We start from the raw sequence: 17,362 nt of genomic DNA, 5'->3' as shown, positions 1-17,362 counted from the left end.
CCCACCGCCGGACCGCCCACCCGCCCAGGGGACACCGCCGGGCGGCCGGCGGTCAGAGGCGCCGCAGGCGGTGGCGGACCGCGCGCTGGGCCAGGGGCCCCAGGTCCTCGACCGCGGTCACCAAGAGGGACAGCCGCTCCAGCGCCACCAGCGCCCGCTCCGTACCCGCCGAGTCCACCCCCTCGTACAGCTCCATGCCCACGAACGACGCCGCCACCGCCCGCGCCAACCCCACCGGATCCGTGAACTCCCCGAGCGGCGACGCCCCGAGCACCCGCGTCAGGACCTTCTCGATCTCCTCGATCCACAGCGCGAGCCCCGCCGCCGTCGCCGCCGCGAGCCGAGGCTGCGTCTGCGCGCCGGCCAGCAACTGCCCGAGGACCGCGACATGCCCCGCCGCCCGCTCCTCCTCGTGCATCTCACGCCCGAAGGAGAGCAGTTCCGAAAGGGAACCGATCGACGCCAGCCGGTCCCGGTAGCGGGCCACCCGCTGCTCGGTGCCATGGCGGCAGGCCGCCGAGAGGAGTTCGTCGACCGAGCCGAAGTGGTAGAAGACCAGCGCTTGATTGACCCCGGCGGCCGCCGCGATGGTCCGCGCGGACGTCTTGGCGATGCCCTGCTCCGTGAGCGTGCGCAACGCCCCGTCGAGCAGCTTCTCGCGGGTCTCCTGCCCCTTCGCGGGATCCTTGGCGGCACTCACGCGCGCGCCTCCTCGCGGACGGGCCGCAGGCCGGGCCGCACCCCGCACGTACGGACGTCGGTGTACGTCGCCTCGAACGACCCCTCGTATCCGAAGAGCGGCCCGAAGCGCCGGTTGACGACACGGACCTGGATGCGGAAGCGCCCGCTCTCGTCGTCGTACGACTCGCGCACCTCGGCGTCACCCCCGATCAGGGCGGGCACCCGGCAGTCCACGGGGCCCTCCCGGAACCGGTGCTCTCCGGAGCGGATCACGAGCGAGCCGTCCGGCTCGGCCCGGAAGTGGAGGTCGCTGGCGAGGTGCTGGTGCGTGCCGAGGTAGTCGAGCACGCGGTCCCCCTTGGGGCTCAGGACCATCTGGGCGTCGAAGCGGCGGGGCCCGCCGGGCAGGTCGAAGGTGCGCACGAAGGTCACCGTCTCACGGCCGTACGTGTCGACGTATGGCACGTTCTCGATGACGAAGGGGACGGCGCGGCCCTGGCGCGGGACGAGGATGTTGCGGGTGCCGCCGACCGCGAGGAACGGCTTCACGAAGCCCCTGCCGTGCCAGATGCGGTCCATCACGCCCCTGCCCGTACAGGCCTCGCCGCTCGCGAGGCCCACGGAGAAGCGGCGGCGCAGCTGCGGGTGCAGGCGTTCGAAGTCGGCGCCCATCACGGTTTCGAAGATCGACGTCATGAGCGCGGCTCCTTGGCGGTGGCGAGGGTGGACAGGACGCGTGGGGCACGCGCGCGTGCCGGCGGGGTGCGCAGACAGCGGCGGGCGGCGGGGGTGATGGGGAGCGGCGGCAGGATCACCGCGAGCGCCGCTGCCGCGAGGGCCGTCATGGGGGCGAGGACGACCGCCGCCGCGACGAGCAGTGCGCGCAGGGCGACCTCGGCGGCGGCGTGGACGAGGGCGCGTTCGGGGGTGATGCCCCGCTCCAGCCAGAGCCTGAGGCGGTCGAAGGACCAGGCCGTCGCCCAGCCCATCAGCGGGCGGAGGACCGCGCGGTCCGCGAGGGCGCCGAGGCGGCCCCAGCGCGGGCGGTAGTCGTATCCGGTGAGGAAGCGGACGCCGTCGCCGTCCGGCTCGGGCACGTAGCGCCAGTAGCCGCTGCCTTCTTCGAGGAGGGAGAGCGGGTGCGGGGACGCGAAGCGCAGGGCGGAGGTGCGGGTGCCGTCCGAGCGCCGCTTCTCCCCCGCGCTGATCCCGGTGCCGGCGATGGTCACAAAGGGCAGCACGCGCGTGGCGTACCGGAAGTGCTGCGGCTCGCCCTCCGCGCACGGCAGGTAGGTGATCTCGGTGAAGCGCAGGTCCCAGCGCTGGTGCTGACCGGGTTCCTGGGTGCGGGCCCAGAGGTCGTCGAGGTCGGCGCGTATCCGTGTCTCTATGTACAAGCTCATCCGAAACCCCCACGTCAGCTTGTTCTTGAGCGAGTGCTCAAGAGGAAGATAGCGGGTGGTTGAGCAGTCGCTCAAGTCGCGGTCCGGATCGTCTTTATGCGACAGAAAAAGCCCCCGCCGGGAGGCGGGGGCTTACCTGTGTGCGCGGCGGCTATGCGGAGAGGTGGCGCTCCACCGTCTCGACCTTGGAGGTGAGGCCGTCCGTCACGCCGGGGCGGATGTCGGCCTTCATGACGACCGAGACGCGCGGCGCCCGCGCCTCCACCACGGCGACGGCACGCTTGATGACGTCCATCACCTCGTCCCACTCGCCCTCGACGGACGTGAACATCGCGTCGGTCGTGTTCGGCAGCCCCGACTCGCGGACGACCCGGACGGCGTCGGCCACGTACTCGCCGACGTCCTCACCGACGCCGAGCGGGGTCACGGAGAAGGCGACGATCATGCGTTGACGATCCCTTCCTTGCGGGCGCGCGAGGCGATCACCGCGGCCTCGGCCTCCCGCTTCAGCTTGCGCTCGGCGAAGAAGCCGCCGGTCGGCAGGACGGAGAGGATGAAGTACAGAGCACCGGTCTTGACGTCCCACTTCGTGCGGTTCCAGGCATCCAGCCAGAAGAGCACGTACAGGACGAAGAGCACGCCGTGGATCATGCCCATCGCCGGCACGGCGTTGAACTCCGTGGTCCGCTTGAGCACCGAGCAGACGAGCAGCAGCAGGAAGGAGACGGCCTCGGGGGCCGAGACCAGGCGGAGGCGGCGGAGTGCGGAAGCGGTCTTGATGTCCACGGGTCACCTTCGGTGAGTGGGGCGGGGCGGGAAAAGGGGCGCACGCTCGGCGGCGCCGATCTTGTGAACGCGCGCACAAGCGACCCCCATTGTGACATCGGGGTGCTCTCCGGGTTCGCTCAGGGGCCTTCACCCTGTTCTGGGTGGGTACGCGGCGGCTACCGTCGATTCGTGGCTACGTTCCGGCTCCAAGGGAGCAGAGTGCTCGCCGTCGACATGACCGGCGACGCCGTGAAGGCGAAGAACGGCTCGATGGTCGCCTACGACGGCCAGATGGCCTTCAAGAAGATGTCCGGCGGCGGTGAGGGCATACGCGGCATGGTGACCCGCCGCGTCACCGGCGAGCAGATGACGGTGATGGAGGTGAAGGGGCACGGCACCTGCTGGTTCGCCGACCGCGCCACCGAGATCAATCTGGTGCGGCTGAGCGGCGAGAAGCTGTACGTGGAGGCCAGTAATCTGCTGTGCGCGGATGCCGGCCTGCGCACCGGCACCAGCTTCACGGGGCTGCGCGGGGCGACGCAGGGCAATGGCCTCTTCACGACCACCGTCGAGGGCACGGGCCAGGCGGCCATCGTCTCCGACGGGCCGGCCGTGGTGCTGCGCGTCTCCCGGGAGTATCCGCTGACGGTCGACCCGGGGGCGTACATCGCGCACCAAGGGGACGTCCGCCAGAGCTTCCAGTCCGGCGTCACCTTCCGCACCTTCATGGGCGAGGGCGGCGGCGAGGCCTTCCAGATCCGCTTCGAGGGCGACGGCCTCGTCTACGTACAGCCCAGTGAGCGCACGACGATCGCGGGGGACGTCTGACATGCCCTTCCGGGAGATCAACGCGAAGATGGTCGAGGCGACGGTCCAGCCGGGCGCCAAGATCTTCAGTCAGCGCGGCGCCATGCTCGCCTACCAGGGAGACGTCTCGTTCACGCCCAACGTCCAGGGCGGGCAGGGCGGCCTCGCCTCCATGATCGGGCGCCGGGTCGCGGGCGAGGCGACGCCTCTGATGACCGTCGAAGGCAGCGGGACGGTCCTGTTCGGGCACGGCGGCCACCACATCCAGGTGATCGGCCTCTCCGGAGACACGCTGTACGTGGAGGCGGACCGCCTGCTGGCCTTCGACGGCACGCTCCAGCAGGGCACGATGTTCATGGGCTCCCAGGGCGGCGTCATGGGCATGGTGCGCGGCCAGGTCACCGGTCAGGGCCTGTTCACCACGACCCTCAAGGGGCACGGCGCGGTCGCCGTCATGGCGCACGGCGGCGTCATCGAGGTCCCGATCACCCCGCAGCGCCCGGTCCACGTGGACCCCCAGGCGTACGTGGCGCACCACGGCGACGTGCGCAACAGACTCTCCACGGCGCTCGGCTGGCGCGACATGGTGGGCCGCGGCTCCGGCGAGGCGTTCCAGCTGGAGCTGTCGGGCAGCGGCGCGGTGTACGTCCAGGCCTCGGAGGAGAAGCTGTGAACCCCAACGTCTCGACCCCGGCGGGCGCGCCCGCGGTCTTCGACCCCCTGACGCTGCCGAGCGACGACAACGTCAACGCGTACACCTTCTGTGTGGAGCTCAAGGGGAGCCAGTGGTTCCTCCAGAAGGGAAAGATGATCGCCTACTACGGGCGGATCGACTTCAACGGCATCGGGCACGGCCGCCTCGACCGGCTGGTCCGGACCAGTTTTCATTCGCCGTTGCACGCAAGTGACTGGGTCGTGGCGGACGGCCAGGGCAAGATGCTCCTCGCCGACCGGGCCTTCGACGTGAATTCGTATGACTTGAATGAGGGCAACCTGACCATTCGCTCGGGCAACCTCCTCGCTTTTCAGCCAACTCTCGCGCTGAAGCAGTCGATCGTTCCGGGGTTCCTGACGCTGATCGGCACCGGGAAGTTCGTGGCCGCTTCGAACGGCCCCGTGGTGTTCATGGAGCCGCCGATCCGCGTTGATCCACAGGCGCTCGTGGGGTGGGCCGACTGCCCTTCACCGTGCCATCACTACGACCACGGTTACCTCACAGGGGTGATTGGGGGCGTGCGGGCACTGACCGGCGTCGGCGGGACCTCCGGGGAGGAGCATCAGTTCGAGTTCGTGGGCGCCGGCACGGTGCTGCTCCAGTCCACCGAGGCACTCATGCCCGAGCAGGCGGCGGGAGGGGTGCCGGACCAGGAGGGGGTGCCGGGAGGGAGGAGCGCTCCCACTCAATCGGGTCAGCCGTCGGGGGTACCGCGCCTTCCCGGACAACTGGGGGACCTCCAGCGTCGCTTCGGGCTGTGAGCGGTAGTCTGCGGAGTGTGACGGCGAACGCCTGTGCCCCTCCCCATGACCAGGGGATGCGAGGCGCGTCACATCCCACCATTCGTTCACCTTTCAACTTCTTAGGTAGAATCGATTCCATGGAGACCGAGACGGCCCCGCAGTGGCTGACCGACGAGGAACAGTGCGCTTGGCGCACCCACGTGGAGGTCAACAGGATGCTGACATATCAGCTCGAAAAGGACCTTCAGCCGTTCAACCTGACCATGAACGACTACGACATTCTCGTGCATCTCTCCGAATCGGAAGACCTGCGGATGCGCATGAGCGACCTCGCCGCAGCCACTCTTCAGTCCAAGAGCCGCCTCTCCCACCAGATCACCCGTATGGAGAACGCGGGCCTGGTACGCCGGGAGAACTGCGAGTCCGACCGGCGCGGCCTCTACACCGTCCTCACCGAGGACGGCATGGAGACCATGCAGAAGGTGGCACCGCACCACGTCGCCTCCGTGCGGCGGCACTTCGTCGACCTCGTCTCCCCCGAGGCGCTCGGCGAGCTGCACAAGGCCCTGACCCCGATCGCGGAACATCTGCGCTCCCAGCGCGGCAAGCCCTGACGCACGCCGCGGCGACCGGCCGTGCCGTCCCTCAATCCGCCGACGACTGAGGGCTGGGCAGCCGGAGCTCGAAGCGCGCACCTCCCGACGGCGCCTCACCGACCATGAGCGTGCCGCCGTGCCGCGCCGCCACGTCCCGCGCGATCGCGAGGCCGAGACCGGCCCCGCCCTCGTCGCGGGTCCGCGCGTCATCCAGACGGACGAACCGCTCGAAGATCCGCTCCCGCTCGCCCGGGGGCACGCCACTCCCGTCATCGGACACCTCGAGGACCGCCCACATGCCATCGGTCCGCGTGGTGACCGTGACGCGGGAGCGGGCGTGCCGCTGCGCGTTGTTCAACAGATTTCCGAGCACCCGTGCCAACTGACCGCGGGAACCCGCCACTTCGACGCTCTTGAGATCCGTGTGCACGTCCACACGGTCACGGGTGCGCTGCGAGAGCTCCTCCCGGACGAAGGCCGCCAGATCCACGCGCGCCCCGCCGGGCTTCTCGCCCGCGTCGAGGCGGGCGAGCAGGAGCAGGTCGGCGGCGAGCTCCTGGAGCCGCACCGTGTCCTCGACCGCGCCGTCGACGTCCAGCAGCTCCGGGTGCGCCGCGCCCACTTCGAGCTGCGTGCGCAGCGAGGCGATGGGGCTGCGCAACTCGTGCGAGGCGTCCGCCACGAAGCGCCGCTGCCGCTCCACGGAGGTCTCCAGGGCGGTGAGCGTCTCGTTCGTGGTGCGGGCGAGCCGGGCGATCTCGTCGTGCGTGTCCGGCTCGGGCACGCGGCGCGCGAGGTCCTCCGACGCCGTGATCGCGGACATCTCCGCGGTGATGGCGGCCACCGGGCGCAGCGCCCTGCGCGTCACCAGCCAGGTGACGCCCGCCACGACACCGAGCAGCAGGGGGAAGCCGATCAGCATGGACGTCAGCGCCGTGGACACCGCGCTCTGTTCGTCGGCCAGGGAGCCGCCGGCGTAGACGGTGAGGTCACCCTTGTCCTCCGTGCTCACCTCGACGGCGGCGAAGCGGTAGTCGCCGCTCTCGCCGTCGACGGTGGCGGAGCCGTCGGTGTACTCAACCTCGTCGTCGATCTCGCCGGTCTCGCCCGGCTCGGGCCTCTCCCCGTGACTCCCACCGCCGGCCGGGAGGGCCGCGGGGCCGGGCTTGACCGCGTCGGTCCCGGTGCCGGTGATCCGCTCCAGGTCCTCGCTGGCCGCGACCAACTTGCCGTTCTCGTCGACGACTTGGACCGGCGCCTCGTCGCCGTCCGGCAGGTCGAGATCGCCGTACGGGCGGTTGGCCACGAGTTGCGAGGCGACCTCGCGGGCGGCGGCGTTCGCCCGGCCGTCCGCCTGGCCGGTGAGGTTGGCGCGCAGCGAGAACAGCACGGCGGCGCCCGCCGCCACCAGGGCGAGGGCCACGACCAGGCTCGCGCCGAGCGTGGCGCGGGCCCGCACGGAGCCGAAGAGCCGGCTCATCGCGGGGCCTCCAGGCGGTAGCCGGCGCCGCGCACCGTCTTGATGAGGCTCGCGCCCAGCTTGCGGCGCAGGGTGCTCACGTACACCTCGACGATGTTCGGGTCCCCCTCGTACGCGAAGTCCCAGACGTGCTCCAGGATGTCGCCCTTGGAGACGACCTCCCCGGCCCGCAGCACCAGCTGCTCCAGAACCGCGAACTCCTTGGTGGTGAGGACCACTTCGTCCGTACCGCGGAAGACGCGGCGCGCGGCCGTGTCGACCCTGAGGTCGCCGAGCGTGTGGAGCGGCGACGGGCCGCCGTTGCCGCGGCGGCGCAGCAGCGCCTTCACGCGGGCCACGAGCACCACGTACGAGAACGGCTTGGTGAGGTAGTCGTCGGCGCCGGTGTCCAGCCCCTCCGCCTCGTCGTACTCGCCGTCCTTGGCGGTGAGCATCAGGATGGGCACCTCGTTGCCCGCGGCGCGCAGGGTGGAGCAGATGCGGTATCCGTTCATGCCGGGCAGCATGATGTCGAGGACGATCAAGTCGTACGTGCCCTCGCTCGCCCGGTGCAGTCCGTCGATGCCGTCATGGACGACGTCGACGGCGTAGCCCTCGGCGGTCAGGCCCTTGGCGAGCGACAGGGCCAGCCGCTTCTCGTCCTCCACGATCAACAAACGCATGCGTTCAGGGTGGCAGAGCGAACCTGAAGACTTCTTCAGGCGGCTTCAGCTTCGGTTCAGGATCGTTCGGCCAGATTGGTCCTCGTCGAAAGCGAACGGCAGCGGCCCCCCGGCCGCCGCACACGTCCACCGTCTCGGGAGGATCCCCTCATGAAGCGCAACATCGTCATCGCCACCGTCGCCGCCGCGGCCCTGATCACCGGCGGTACCGCCACCGCCCTCGCGACCACCGGCGACGACGAGGGCGCGGCGAACCGGTCGAGCGTCCAGCTCAAGGACCACGACCGCAAGGACGACGACCACAAGAGTGACGACGACGGCAAGGACGACCGCGACGACGCCGCCGAGAACACCGCGGAGGCCAAGGCCGCCAAGGTGACGGCCGCGGACGCCATCAGGGCGGCCCTCGCGAAGACCCCCGGCACCGCCGTCTCCGCGGAGCTCGACGAGGAGGACGGCGGCCTGGTCTGGGGCGTCGACGTCCTGAAGGGCAACACCTGGCACGAGGTCGAGGTCGACCCCGGCACCGGCAAGGTGCTCGGCACGTGGGTGGACAAGGATGACGACGGCGACGACGCCGCCGACGCCGCGCGGGTGAACTCCGCCCTGAAGGGCGCGTCCACCAGCGCCGAGGACGCGGCGCGTACCGCCGCCGCCAAGGGCACGGTGACCTCCGTGGACCTGGACGACGACGGCACGGCGGGCGCCTGGGACGTGGAGACGACGGGCGCCAAGGGCGCCGAGTCCGAGTGGCACGTCGACCTGAAGACCGGCAAGGTCACCGCGGACCGCGCGGACAGCCACGACGACCGTGACGACCAGGACGACGCCTCCGACGACTGACCGACAGCCGCTGGTCGGCAGCTGGTTTGCCCGACAACCACTGGCTAACGGCCACTGGTCGGCAGCCGGGTTGACCGACAGCCACTGGCTCACAGCCACTGGTCGGCAGCCACCGCCCGGCAACCGCACGCAGGCAACCGCTGGCTGGCAGCCGAGTTGACCGGCAGCCACTGACCGACAACCGCTGGCTCACAGCCACTGGTCGGCAACCGCTGGCTGGCAGCCGCTGGTCGGCAGCCGCCGACCGGCAACCGCACGCAGGCAACCGCTGGACGGCAGCCGCCGACCGGCAGCCACTGACCGGCAACCACTCGCAGGCAACCACTCGCAGGCAACCGCACGCATCCGCCTCAGGGGCGGCGCCCTATGGACGCCGCCCCTGAGGCGTTCTCGTGCCGGGCGAGTGGCACGTGCCGCGCCGGAAGCGGCGCCTCAGGTCACCCCGCAGTGACCCCGTCGACCAGTTCGTCCGCCGCCGCATAAGGGTCCAGCTCCCCGGCCACGATCCGCTCCGCCAACGCCGACAGCCGCCGGTCGCCGTGCAGGGACCCGATCCGCTCCCGCAGCGCGGTGACCGCGATGGTCTCCACCTCGCGCGCCGCCCTGGCGGCACGCCGCTCGGCGAGGACGCCCCGCTCCTCCATCCACGCCCGGTGCTTCTCCAGTGCCTCGACGACCTCGTCGATGCCCTCGCCCCGCGCCGCGACCGTCTTCACGATGGGCGGGCGCCAGTCCCCGGGGCCGCGGGACTCCCCGAGGCCGAGCACGTGGTTCAGCTCCCGGGCGGTGGCGTCCGCGCCGTCGCGGTCCGCCTTGTTCACGACGTACACGTCACCGATCTCCAGGATCCCGGCCTTCGCCGCCTGGATGCCGTCGCCCATGCCGGGTGCGAGCAGGACCACCGAGGTGTCCGCCTGGGAGGCGATGTCGACCTCGGACTGGCCGACGCCGACGGTCTCCACGAGCACCACGTCGCAGCCCGCCGCGTCCAGGACGCGGATCGCCTGCGGGGCGGCCCAGGCGAGCCCGCCGAGGTGGCCGCGCGTGGCCATCGAGCGGATGTAGACCCCGGGGTCGGACGCGTGGTCCGACATGCGCACCCGGTCGCCGAGGAGTGCGCCCCCGGAGAAGGGCGACGACGGGTCGACCGCGAGTACGCCGACCCGTTTGCCGGCCCGCCGGTAGGCGCTCACGAGCGCCGACGTCGACGTCGACTTGCCGACACCGGGCGATCCCGTGAGCCCGACCACGTACGCGTGTCCCGCCAATGGAGCAAGCGCGGCCATCACTTCGCGCAGCTGCGGTGACGCCCCCTCGACCAGTGAGATCAGCCGGGCCACGGCCCGTGGCCTGCCCTCGCGGGCCTGCGCCACCAGGGAGGGGACGTCCTGCATGAAACAGCTCCGTTCGCTACGTACGGGACAGGGCGGCCGGTGGTCTCAGCCCTTGGCCACCTTGAGGATCAGCGCGTCGCCCTGACCACCGCCACCGCAGAGCGCGGCCGCGCCGACGCCGCCGCCGCGCCGCTTCAGTTCCAGGGCCAGATGGAGCACGAGGCGCGCGCCGGACATCCCGATCGGGTGGCCGAGGGCGATGGCCCCGCCGTTGACGTTCACCTTTTCGGAGGAAACTCCGAGGTCCTTCATTGACTGCACCGCGACGGCGGCGAACGCCTCGTTGATCTCGATGAGGTCCAGGTCACCGACGTCCAGGCCCTCCTTCTTCAGGGCGTGGCGGATGGCGTTGGACGGCTGGGACTGGAGGGAGTTGTCCGGTCCCGCCACGTTGCCGTGGGCGCCGATCTCGGCGATCCAGTGCAGGCCGAGCTCCTCGGCCTTGGCCTTGGACATGACGACGACGGCCGCGGCGCCGTCGGAGATCTGCGAGGCCGAGCCGGCGGTGATCGTGCCGTCCTTGGCGAAGGCGGGGCGCAGCTTGCCGAGGGACTCGGCGGTGGTCTCGGGGCGGATGCCCTCGTCCTTGGCGAAGAGGACCGGGTCGCCCTTGCGCTGCGGGATCTCGACCGGGGTGATCTCCGCCTCGAACAGGCCGTTCTTCTGCGCGGCGGCGGCGCGCTGGTGCGAGAGCGCGGCGATCTCGTCCTGCTCGGGGCGGGCGATGCCGAGGCGGCCGTTGTGCTTCTCGGTCGACTCGCCCATGGCGACGCCTTCGAAGGAGTCGGTCAGGCCGTCGTACGCCATGGAGTCGAGCATCTCGATGGCGCCGTACTTGTGGCCCTCACGGGACCCCGGGAGCAGGTGCGGCGCGTTGGTCATGGACTCCTGGCCGCCCGCCACGACGATGTCGAACTCGCCCGCGCGGATCAGCTGGTCGGCCAGCGCGATGGCGTCGAGGCCCGAGAGGCAGACCTTGTTCACGGTGAGTGCCGGGACGTTCATGGGGATGCCCGCCTTGACGGCGGCCTGGCGCGCCGGGATCTGCCCCGCCCCGGCCTGGAGCACCTGGCCCATGATCACGTACTGGACCTGGTCGCCGCCGATGCCGGCCCGGTCGAGCGCGGCCTTGATCGCGAAGCCCCCCAGGTCCGCACCCGAGAAGGACTTCAGGGAGCCGAGGAGGCGGCCCATGGGCGTGCGCGCGCCCGCGACGATCACTGAGGTGGTACCGGACGTTCGAGACATGTGCCACGGCCCCTTGGGAGGAGGAGTTAACGAGGGTTTATCTGAATGTACTGAGCGGTACGTCGCGCGTCATCGGGCGGCGAGTGTGATCGCGCGCACGTTGCGTAATCACCGCATGAAGCGCTGCACTTGAACCATGCTGACGCGAATCGACCACATCGGGATCGCCTGTTTCGACCTCGACAAGACCGTCGAGTTCTACCGGGAGACATACGGCTTCACGGTCTTCCACACGGAAGTGAACGAGGAGCAGGGTGTGCGGGAGGCCATGCTCAAGATCAATGATACGAGCGACGGAGGTGCTTCGTACCTGCAGCTCCTGGAGCCGACCCGGGACGACTCGGCGGTCGGCAAGTGGCTGGCCAAGAACGGTGAGGGCGTGCATCACATCGCCTTCGGCACCGCGGACGTGGACGGTGACGCCGCGGCCATCAAGGACAAGGACGTGCGGGTCCTGTACGAAGAGCCGCGGATCGGCTCCATGGGGTCACGCATCACGTTCCTCCACCCCAAGGACTGCCACGGTGTCCTGACGGAACTCGTCACTTCGGCGCCCTCCGAGTCACCGGAGCACTGACCTCCGTATATCTGGGCCGGTAGGGTTAGGGGCGGCCGTCCGAAGTCGGGGCGGCAGGCTGTCCGTACGCTGGGCGGCCGCGTGCCGGGGTCCGGGTTTCGGGGGACGAGCGTCGGGGCAGCAACCCATGCTCCGCCGTTGATCTGACACCATTCCCCCGGGGGCACCGTTCGGCGGATGGACGGGGCTCGTTGGAGAACTTGCGACCAGGAGTGGGGCGTCCCCTGCTCGAGCGCAGCCGAGAGCTCGGGGAAGGATGGGACCGCGCAGTGCGGGGCTACGAACGCCAAGAGAACTCGCGGGCTGAGACCGACAGTCTTTCGCGGTTCGAGGCCGAGATGGACCGGCTGAAGACCGAGCGGGAGAAGGCCGTCCAGCACGCCGAGGACCTCGGCTATCAGGTCGAGGTGTTGCGCGCCAAGCTGCACGAGGCGCGCCGCAACCTCGCGTCCCGCCCTGCCTATGACAGCGCGGACATCGGTTACCAGGCCGAGCAGCTGCTGCGTAACGCGCAGATCCAGGCCGAGCAGCTGCGTGCCGACGCCGAGCGCGAGCTGCGCGAGGCCCGTGCGCAGACGCAGCGCATCCTTCAGGAGCACGCGGAGCAGCAGGCCCGGCTCCAGTCGGAGCTGCACGCCGAGGCCGTCTCACGCCGTCAGCAGCTGGACCAGGAGCTCGCCGAGCGCCGCCAGACCGTCGAGTCGCACGTCAACGAGAACGTGGCGTGGGCCGAGCAGCTGCGGGCCCGTACCGAACAGCAGGCGCGGCGTCTGCTCGACGAGTCGCGCGCCGAGGCGGAGCAGGCGCTGGCCGCCGCCCGCGCGGAGGCGGAGCGGATCGCGGCACAGGCGCGGCAGCGTCTCGCGAACGACGCCGAGTCGGCGCGCGCCGAGGCCGAGGCCATCTTGCGCCGGGCCCGTTCGGACGCCGAGCGGCTGCTGAACGCCGCGTCCACGCAGGCCCAGGAGGCCACCGACCACGCCGAGCAGTTGCGCTCGACGACGGCGACCGAGTCCGAGCAGGCGCGTCGGCAGGCCGCGGAGGCGAGCCGGGCCGCCGAGCAGCGCATGGCCGAGGCGGAGACCGCGCTGCGTGCGGCGCGGGCCGAGGCCGAGAAGGTGCTCGGCGAGGCCAAGGAGACGGCGGCCAAGCAGCTCGCGGCCGCCGAGGCCGCGGGTGAGCAGCGCACGCGTACCGCCAAGGAGCAGGTGGCGCGCCTCGTCGGCGAGGCCACCAAGGAGGCGGAGACCGCCAAGTCCGAGGCGGAACAGCTGATCGCCGACGCCCGGGCCGAGGCCGAGAAGCTGATCGCGGAGGCCGCCGAGAAGGCGCGCACGATCACCGCCGAGGAGACCGCGGGGCAGCTCGCGAAGGCGGCGCGGACGGCTGAGGAGGTCCTCGACAAGGCGTCGAAGAACGCCAAGGAGACCACGAAGGCCGCCACGGAGGAGGCCGAGCGGATCCGTTCGGAGGCGGAGACCGAGGCGGACCGGCTGCGCGCCGAGGCGCATGACATCGCCGAGGAGCTCAAGGGCGCGGCGAAGGACGACACCAAGGAGTACCGCGCCAAGACCGTCGAGCTTCAGGAGGAGGCGCGCAGGCTGCGCGGCGAGGCCGAGCAGCTGCGGGCCGAGGCCGTCTCCGAGGGTGAGCGCATCCGGGGCGAGGCGCGGCGCGAGGCCGTCAAGGAGATCGAGGAGGCGGCCAAGTCCGCCGAGGAGCTGCTCGCCAAGGCCAAGGCGGACGCCGAGGAGCTGCGGACGGCAGCGGCCACCGACAGCGAGCGGCTGCGTTCCGAGGCGGTCGAGCGTGCCACGACCCTGCGCAAGCAGGCCGAGGAGACGCTGGAGCGCACCCGCGCGGAGGCCGAGCGGCACCGTGAGGAGGCCGACGAGCAGGCGACCACCACCCGGTCGGAGGCCGAGGACGCGGCGCGGGCGCTGCGCGAGGAGACCGAGCGTGCCGTCGCGGCCCGGCAGGCGGAGGCCGCCGAGGAGCTGACGCGGCTGCACGCGGAGGCCGAGGAGCGCCTCGCCACCGCCGAGCAGGCGTTGAGCGACGCCCGCGCGGAAGCGGCGCGGATGCGCAAGGAGGCCACGGAGGAGACCGACCGGCTGCGGGCGGAGTCCGCCGAGCGGATCCGTACGCTCCAGGCGCAGGCCGAGGCGGAGGCCGAACGGCTGCGCGACGAGGCCGCCGCCGATGCCTCGCAGGCGCGCGCGGAGGCCGAGACCCTCGCGGTGCGCCTGCGTTCGGAGGCGGCGGCGGAAGCCGAGCGGCTGAAGACCGAGGCGCAGGAGTCCGCGGACCGGGTGCGCGCGGAGGCCGCCGCGGCCGCCGAGCGGGTCGGCACGGAGGCCGCCGAGGCGCTGGCCGCCGCGCAGGAGGAGGCGGCGCGCCGCCGCCGCGAGGCCGAGGAGACGCTGGGTTCGGCGCGCGCGGAGGCCGACCAGGAGCGTGAGCGGGCCCGTGAGCAGAGCGAGGAGCTGCTCGCCTCGGCGCGCAAGCGGGTCGAGGAGGCGCAGGCCGAGGCCGTGCGTCTGGTCGAGGAGGCCGACCGCCGCGCCACGGAGATGGTGTCGGCGGCCGAGCAGACCGCTCAGTCCGTACGCGATTCCGTCGCCGGCCTGCACGAGGCGGCGCAGGAAGAGGTGGCGGGCCTGCGCTCGGCCGCCGAGCACGCGGCGGAGCGTACGCGCACGGAGGCGCAGGAGGAGGCCGACCGCGTCCGTTCCGACGCGTACGCCGAGCGGGAACGCGCCGCCGAGGACGCCAGCCGTATCCGGCGCGAGGCCGCGGAGGCCTCGGAGGCCGCCAAGGCCCTTGCGGAGCGCACGGTTTCGGACGCCATCGCGGAGGCCGAGCGGATGCGTTCGGACGCCTCGGAGCACGCCCAGCGGGTGCGCACGGAGGCCTCCGACACCATCGCGCAGGCCGAGCAGGACGCGGCCCGCACGCGGGCCGACGCCCGCGAGGACGCCAACCGCATCCGCAGTGACGCGGCGGGGCAGGCCGACACGCTGATCGGCGAGGCCCGCAGCGAGGCCGAGCGGTTGCAGAACGAGACGATCGCGGAGGCCGAGCGCCTTCGTGCCGAGTCGACGGAGCAGGCGGAGCGCCTCAAGTCGGAGTCGACCGCGGAGGCCGAGCGGCTGCGCGCGGAGTCCACGGCCGAGGCGGAGCGGGTGCGCGCCGAGTCCACCGCGGAGGCGGAGCGGCTGCTGGCCGAGACGGCCGCGGAGGCCGAGCGGGTGCGCGCGGAGTCCGTGGCCAAGGCCGAGAAGCTCATCTCGGACGCTTCCGGCGACGCGGAGCGGCTGCGCGCGGAGGCCGCCGAGGCGGTCAACTCCGCCCAGCAGCACGCCGAGCGGATCCGGAGCGAGTCCGAGCGCGTCAAGGCTGAGGCGGCTCAGGAGGCCGAGCGGCTCACGTCCCAGGCGCGCGAGGAGGCCGAGCGCACCCTGGACGAGGCGCGTCAGGCCGCCAACAAGAAGCGTCAGGAGGCGGCCGAGCAGGTCGACACGCTCATCACGGAAGCCGCGGCCGAGGCCGAGAAGCTGACGGCGGACGCCCAGGAGAAGGCGCTGAAGGCGACGACGGACGCCGAGGCGCAGGCCGACACGATGGTGGGCGCGGCGCGCAAGGAGGCCGAGCGGCTGGTCACCGAGGCGACGATCGAGGGCAACTCCCTGGTGGAGAAGGCCCGTACGGACGCGGACGAGCTGCTCATCGGGGCCCGTCAGGACGCGACGGCCATAAGGGAGCGCTCCGAGGAGCAGCGTGACCGGCTGACGGCGGAGATCGAGGAGCTGCACGAGCGTGCGCGCCGCGAGTCGGCGGAGGCGATGAAGACCGCGGGCGAACGCTGTGACGCTTTGGTGAAGGCTGCCGAGACGCAGCTCGCCGAGGCGCAGACGAAGGCGAAGGCGCTGGTCTCGGACGCCGATTCCGAGGCGGGCAAGGTCCGGATCGCCGCCGTGAAGAAGGCCGAGGGGCTCCTGAAGGAGGCCGAGACGAAGAAGGCGTCGCTGGTCGCCGAGGCCGAGCGGATCAAGGCGGAGGCCGAGGCCGAGGCGACGCGCATGGTCGAGGAGGGCAAGCGCGAGCTGGAGGTCCTGGTGCGGCGCCGGGCGGACATCAACGCGGAGATCTCCCGTGTCCAGGACGTGCTGGAGGCGTTGGAGTCCTTCGAGGCGCCGACGGGCGGCGGGAAGTCGACGTCGGGCGGCGGTTCCGGCGCGGGTGGTGTCAAGGCCGGCGCGGCGGCCGGATCTACTCGATCGGGTGGCAAGACGTCAGAGGGCTAGCCAAAGAGGGCTTACCGTGCTGAGTGAGGACCTTCGGCCCTGCCCCTGGCAAGGCCTCTGACGTCTTGCCACTCAAAAGGGGTGTCATTCTCCAGATCAAACGGGCATCTGCTCGATGACACGCCGCCTGGACCCCTAGGATTCCCTCTATCACCTCACCGGTCTCATTCGACAGGAACCCCATGAGCGACACTTCCCCCTACGGCTTCGAGCTTGTGCGGCGTGGGTACGACCGCGCTCAGGTGGACGAACGTATCTCCAAGCTCGTCTCCGACCGTGACAACGCTCTTGCTCGTATCACTGCTCTGGAAAAGCGCATCGAGGAGCTGCACCTCGAGACGCAGAACGCGCAGGCCCTGGTCGCCGACGCCGAGCCGTCGTACGCCGGGCTCGGCGCCCGCGTCGAGAAGATCCTCCGCCTCGCCGAGGAGGAGGCGAAGGACCTGCGCGAGGAGGCCCGTCGCGCGGCCGAACAGCACCGCGAGCTCGCCGAGTCCGCCGCGCAGCAGGTGCGCAACGACGCCGAGTCGTTCGCGTCCGAGCGCAAGGCGAAGGCCGAGGACGAGGGCGTTCGGATCGTCGAGAAGGCCAAGGGCGAGGCGAACGCCCTGCGGGCCGAGGCCCAGAAGGACGCGCAGTCCAAGCGTGAGGAGGCGGACGCCCTCTTCGAGGAGACGCGCGCCAAGGCCGCCCAGGCCGCCGCCGACTTCGAGACGAACCTCGCCAAGCGCCGCGAGCAGTCCGAGCGGGACCTGGCGTCGCGTCAGGCCAAGGCGGAGAAGCGGCTCGCGGAGATCGAGCACCGCGCGGAGCAGCTGCGTCTCGAGGCGGAGAAGCTGCGCACGGACGCGGAGCGTCGCGCCCGCCAGACGGTGGAGACGGCGCAGCGTCAGGCCGAGGACATCGTGGCGGACGCGAACGCCAAGGCGGACCGGATCCGCAGCGAATCCGAGCGGGAGCTCGCGGCGCTCACCAACCGCCGGGACAGCATCAACGCGCAGCTCACCAATGTGCGGGAGATGCTGGCGACGCTCACGGGTGCGGCGGTGGCTGCCGCGGGGACTCCTGCGGAGGACGAGCCCATTTCGCGTGGGGTGCCGGCGCAGCAGACGCGCTGAGGCCCACGAGCCCGGAAGCC

At 71.5% G+C, this 17,362-nt stretch carries 17 protein-coding genes; 8 read left to right on the top strand and 9 right to left on the bottom strand.

Features of this window, described 5'->3' with window-relative positions; all coding sequences use genetic code 11:
• Positions 1–52: 52 nt before the first annotated feature.
• From KKZ08_RS26540 to KKZ08_RS26520, 5 genes are all read right to left on the bottom strand, one after another.
• Positions 53–700, bottom strand: coding sequence for a TetR family transcriptional regulator (locus KKZ08_RS26540; protein WP_223776821.1), 648 nt, complete (start codon positions 698–700; stop codon positions 53–55).
• Entirely contained in the window at positions 697–1,377 is a 681-nt protein-coding gene (locus KKZ08_RS26535) for a DUF4166 domain-containing protein (RefSeq protein WP_223776820.1), read from the bottom strand. Before KKZ08_RS26535 ends, KKZ08_RS26540 begins: the two co-directional genes overlap by 4 nt.
• Positions 1,374–2,084 (bottom strand): hypothetical protein, encoded by a 711-nt coding sequence (locus KKZ08_RS26530; RefSeq protein WP_223776819.1) that lies wholly within the window; start codon positions 2,082–2,084, stop codon positions 1,374–1,376. Before KKZ08_RS26530 ends, KKZ08_RS26535 begins: the two co-directional genes overlap by 4 nt.
• A 151-nt stretch (positions 2,085–2,235) precedes the next feature.
• Positions 2,236–2,529 (bottom strand): MTH1187 family thiamine-binding protein, encoded by a 294-nt coding sequence (locus KKZ08_RS26525; RefSeq protein WP_223776818.1) that lies wholly within the window; start codon positions 2,527–2,529, stop codon positions 2,236–2,238.
• Positions 2,526–2,870: a DUF3817 domain-containing protein gene (locus KKZ08_RS26520; RefSeq protein ID WP_223776817.1), complete on the bottom strand. Its 345-nt coding sequence runs from the start codon at positions 2,868–2,870 to the stop codon at positions 2,526–2,528. The genes KKZ08_RS26525 and KKZ08_RS26520 overlap by 4 nt, the downstream gene beginning before the upstream one ends.
• Before the next feature lie 171 nt (positions 2,871–3,041).
• Here KKZ08_RS26520 and KKZ08_RS26515 point away from each other — a divergent pair, with 171 nt between their 5' ends.
• The 4 genes from KKZ08_RS26515 to KKZ08_RS26500 all read left to right on the top strand — a co-directional run bounded on the left by KKZ08_RS26515 (position 3,042) and on the right by KKZ08_RS26500 (position 5,731).
• Positions 3,042–3,680 (top strand): AIM24 family protein, encoded by a 639-nt coding sequence (locus KKZ08_RS26515; RefSeq protein WP_223776816.1) that lies wholly within the window; start codon positions 3,042–3,044, stop codon positions 3,678–3,680.
• Position 3,681: 1 nt separating this feature from the next.
• A complete protein-coding gene (locus KKZ08_RS26510; RefSeq protein ID WP_223776815.1) occupies positions 3,682–4,332 on the top strand; it encodes an AIM24 family protein in 651 nt (216 codons plus the stop codon).
• Positions 4,329–5,135: an AIM24 family protein gene (locus tag KKZ08_RS26505; RefSeq protein WP_223776814.1), complete on the top strand. Its 807-nt coding sequence runs from the start codon at positions 4,329–4,331 to the stop codon at positions 5,133–5,135. The genes KKZ08_RS26510 and KKZ08_RS26505 overlap by 4 nt, the downstream gene beginning before the upstream one ends.
• A gap of 119 nt (positions 5,136–5,254) precedes the next feature.
• A complete protein-coding gene (locus tag KKZ08_RS26500) occupies positions 5,255–5,731 on the top strand; it encodes a MarR family transcriptional regulator (protein ID WP_223776813.1) in 477 nt (158 codons plus the stop codon).
• A gap of 31 nt (positions 5,732–5,762) precedes the next feature.
• Here KKZ08_RS26500 and KKZ08_RS26495 read toward each other — a convergent pair whose 3' ends face one another.
• Entirely contained in the window at positions 5,763–7,193 is a 1,431-nt protein-coding gene (locus KKZ08_RS26495) for a HAMP domain-containing sensor histidine kinase (protein WP_223776812.1), read from the bottom strand.
• Positions 7,190–7,855, bottom strand: coding sequence for a response regulator transcription factor (locus KKZ08_RS26490; protein WP_223776811.1), 666 nt, complete (start codon positions 7,853–7,855; stop codon positions 7,190–7,192). Before KKZ08_RS26490 ends, KKZ08_RS26495 begins: the two co-directional genes overlap by 4 nt.
• A gap of 150 nt (positions 7,856–8,005) precedes the next feature.
• On the opposite strand from KKZ08_RS26490, the gene KKZ08_RS26485 reads away from it, so the two are divergent.
• Positions 8,006–8,698, top strand: a complete 693-nt coding sequence (locus KKZ08_RS26485) for a PepSY domain-containing protein (RefSeq protein ID WP_223776810.1) — start codon at positions 8,006–8,008, stop codon at positions 8,696–8,698.
• Between the two features lie 437 nt (positions 8,699–9,135).
• Here the strand turns inward: KKZ08_RS26485 and meaB are convergent, their stop codons facing one another.
• Positions 9,136–10,092: a methylmalonyl Co-A mutase-associated GTPase MeaB gene (gene meaB, locus KKZ08_RS26480; RefSeq protein WP_223776809.1), complete on the bottom strand. Its 957-nt coding sequence runs from the start codon at positions 10,090–10,092 to the stop codon at positions 9,136–9,138.
• A gap of 45 nt (positions 10,093–10,137) precedes the next feature.
• Positions 10,138–11,340: an acetyl-CoA C-acetyltransferase gene (locus KKZ08_RS26475; protein ID WP_223776808.1), complete on the bottom strand. Its 1,203-nt coding sequence runs from the start codon at positions 11,338–11,340 to the stop codon at positions 10,138–10,140.
• A 136-nt stretch (positions 11,341–11,476) separates the two neighbouring features.
• Between KKZ08_RS26475 and mce the strand changes: the two genes are divergently transcribed.
• The 3 genes from mce to KKZ08_RS26460 all read left to right on the top strand — a co-directional run bounded on the left by mce (position 11,477) and on the right by KKZ08_RS26460 (position 17,342).
• A complete protein-coding gene (mce, locus tag KKZ08_RS26470) occupies positions 11,477–11,917 on the top strand; it encodes a methylmalonyl-CoA epimerase (RefSeq protein WP_223776807.1) in 441 nt (146 codons plus the stop codon).
• Positions 11,918–12,186: 269 nt separating this feature from the next.
• Positions 12,187–16,224, top strand: a complete 4,038-nt coding sequence (gene scy, locus KKZ08_RS26465) for a polarized growth protein Scy (protein WP_223776806.1) — start codon at positions 12,187–12,189, stop codon at positions 16,222–16,224.
• A 182-nt stretch (positions 16,225–16,406) separates the two neighbouring features.
• Positions 16,407–17,342 (top strand): cellulose-binding protein, encoded by a 936-nt coding sequence (locus KKZ08_RS26460; protein WP_223776805.1) that lies wholly within the window; start codon positions 16,407–16,409, stop codon positions 17,340–17,342.
• Positions 17,343–17,362: the final 20 nt, after the last annotated feature.

The organism is Streptomyces sp. 135, from assembly GCF_020026305.1.
Classification (GTDB): domain Bacteria; phylum Actinomycetota; class Actinomycetes; order Streptomycetales; family Streptomycetaceae; genus Streptomyces.
Note: the sequence above shows the minus strand (reverse complement) of the source record. Positions and strands in the feature narration are given on the sequence as shown.

Coding starts and splice junctions, on each gene's coding strand:
- KKZ08_RS26485 (WP_223776810.1), top strand. CDS start 8,006: ATGAAGCGCAACATCGTCATCGCCACCGTCGCCGCCGCGGCCCTGATC.
- meaB (WP_223776809.1), bottom strand. CDS start 10,092: ATGCAGGACGTCCCCTCCCTGGTGGCGCAGGCCCGCGAGGGCAGGCCA.
- KKZ08_RS26475 (WP_223776808.1), bottom strand. CDS start 11,340: ATGTCTCGAACGTCCGGTACCACCTCAGTGATCGTCGCGGGCGCGCGC.
- KKZ08_RS26535 (WP_223776820.1), bottom strand. CDS start 1,377: ATGACGTCGATCTTCGAAACCGTGATGGGCGCCGACTTCGAACGCCTG.
- KKZ08_RS26500 (WP_223776813.1), top strand. CDS start 5,255: ATGGAGACCGAGACGGCCCCGCAGTGGCTGACCGACGAGGAACAGTGC.
- KKZ08_RS26510 (WP_223776815.1), top strand. CDS start 3,682: ATGCCCTTCCGGGAGATCAACGCGAAGATGGTCGAGGCGACGGTCCAG.
- KKZ08_RS26530 (WP_223776819.1), bottom strand. CDS start 2,084: ATGAGCTTGTACATAGAGACACGGATACGCGCCGACCTCGACGACCTC.
- KKZ08_RS26525 (WP_223776818.1), bottom strand. CDS start 2,529: ATGATCGTCGCCTTCTCCGTGACCCCGCTCGGCGTCGGTGAGGACGTC.
- mce (WP_223776807.1), top strand. CDS start 11,477: ATGCTGACGCGAATCGACCACATCGGGATCGCCTGTTTCGACCTCGAC.
- KKZ08_RS26460 (WP_223776805.1), top strand. CDS start 16,407: ATGAGCGACACTTCCCCCTACGGCTTCGAGCTTGTGCGGCGTGGGTAC.
- KKZ08_RS26490 (WP_223776811.1), bottom strand. CDS start 7,855: ATGCGTTTGTTGATCGTGGAGGACGAGAAGCGGCTGGCCCTGTCGCTC.
- KKZ08_RS26495 (WP_223776812.1), bottom strand. CDS start 7,193: ATGAGCCGGCTCTTCGGCTCCGTGCGGGCCCGCGCCACGCTCGGCGCG.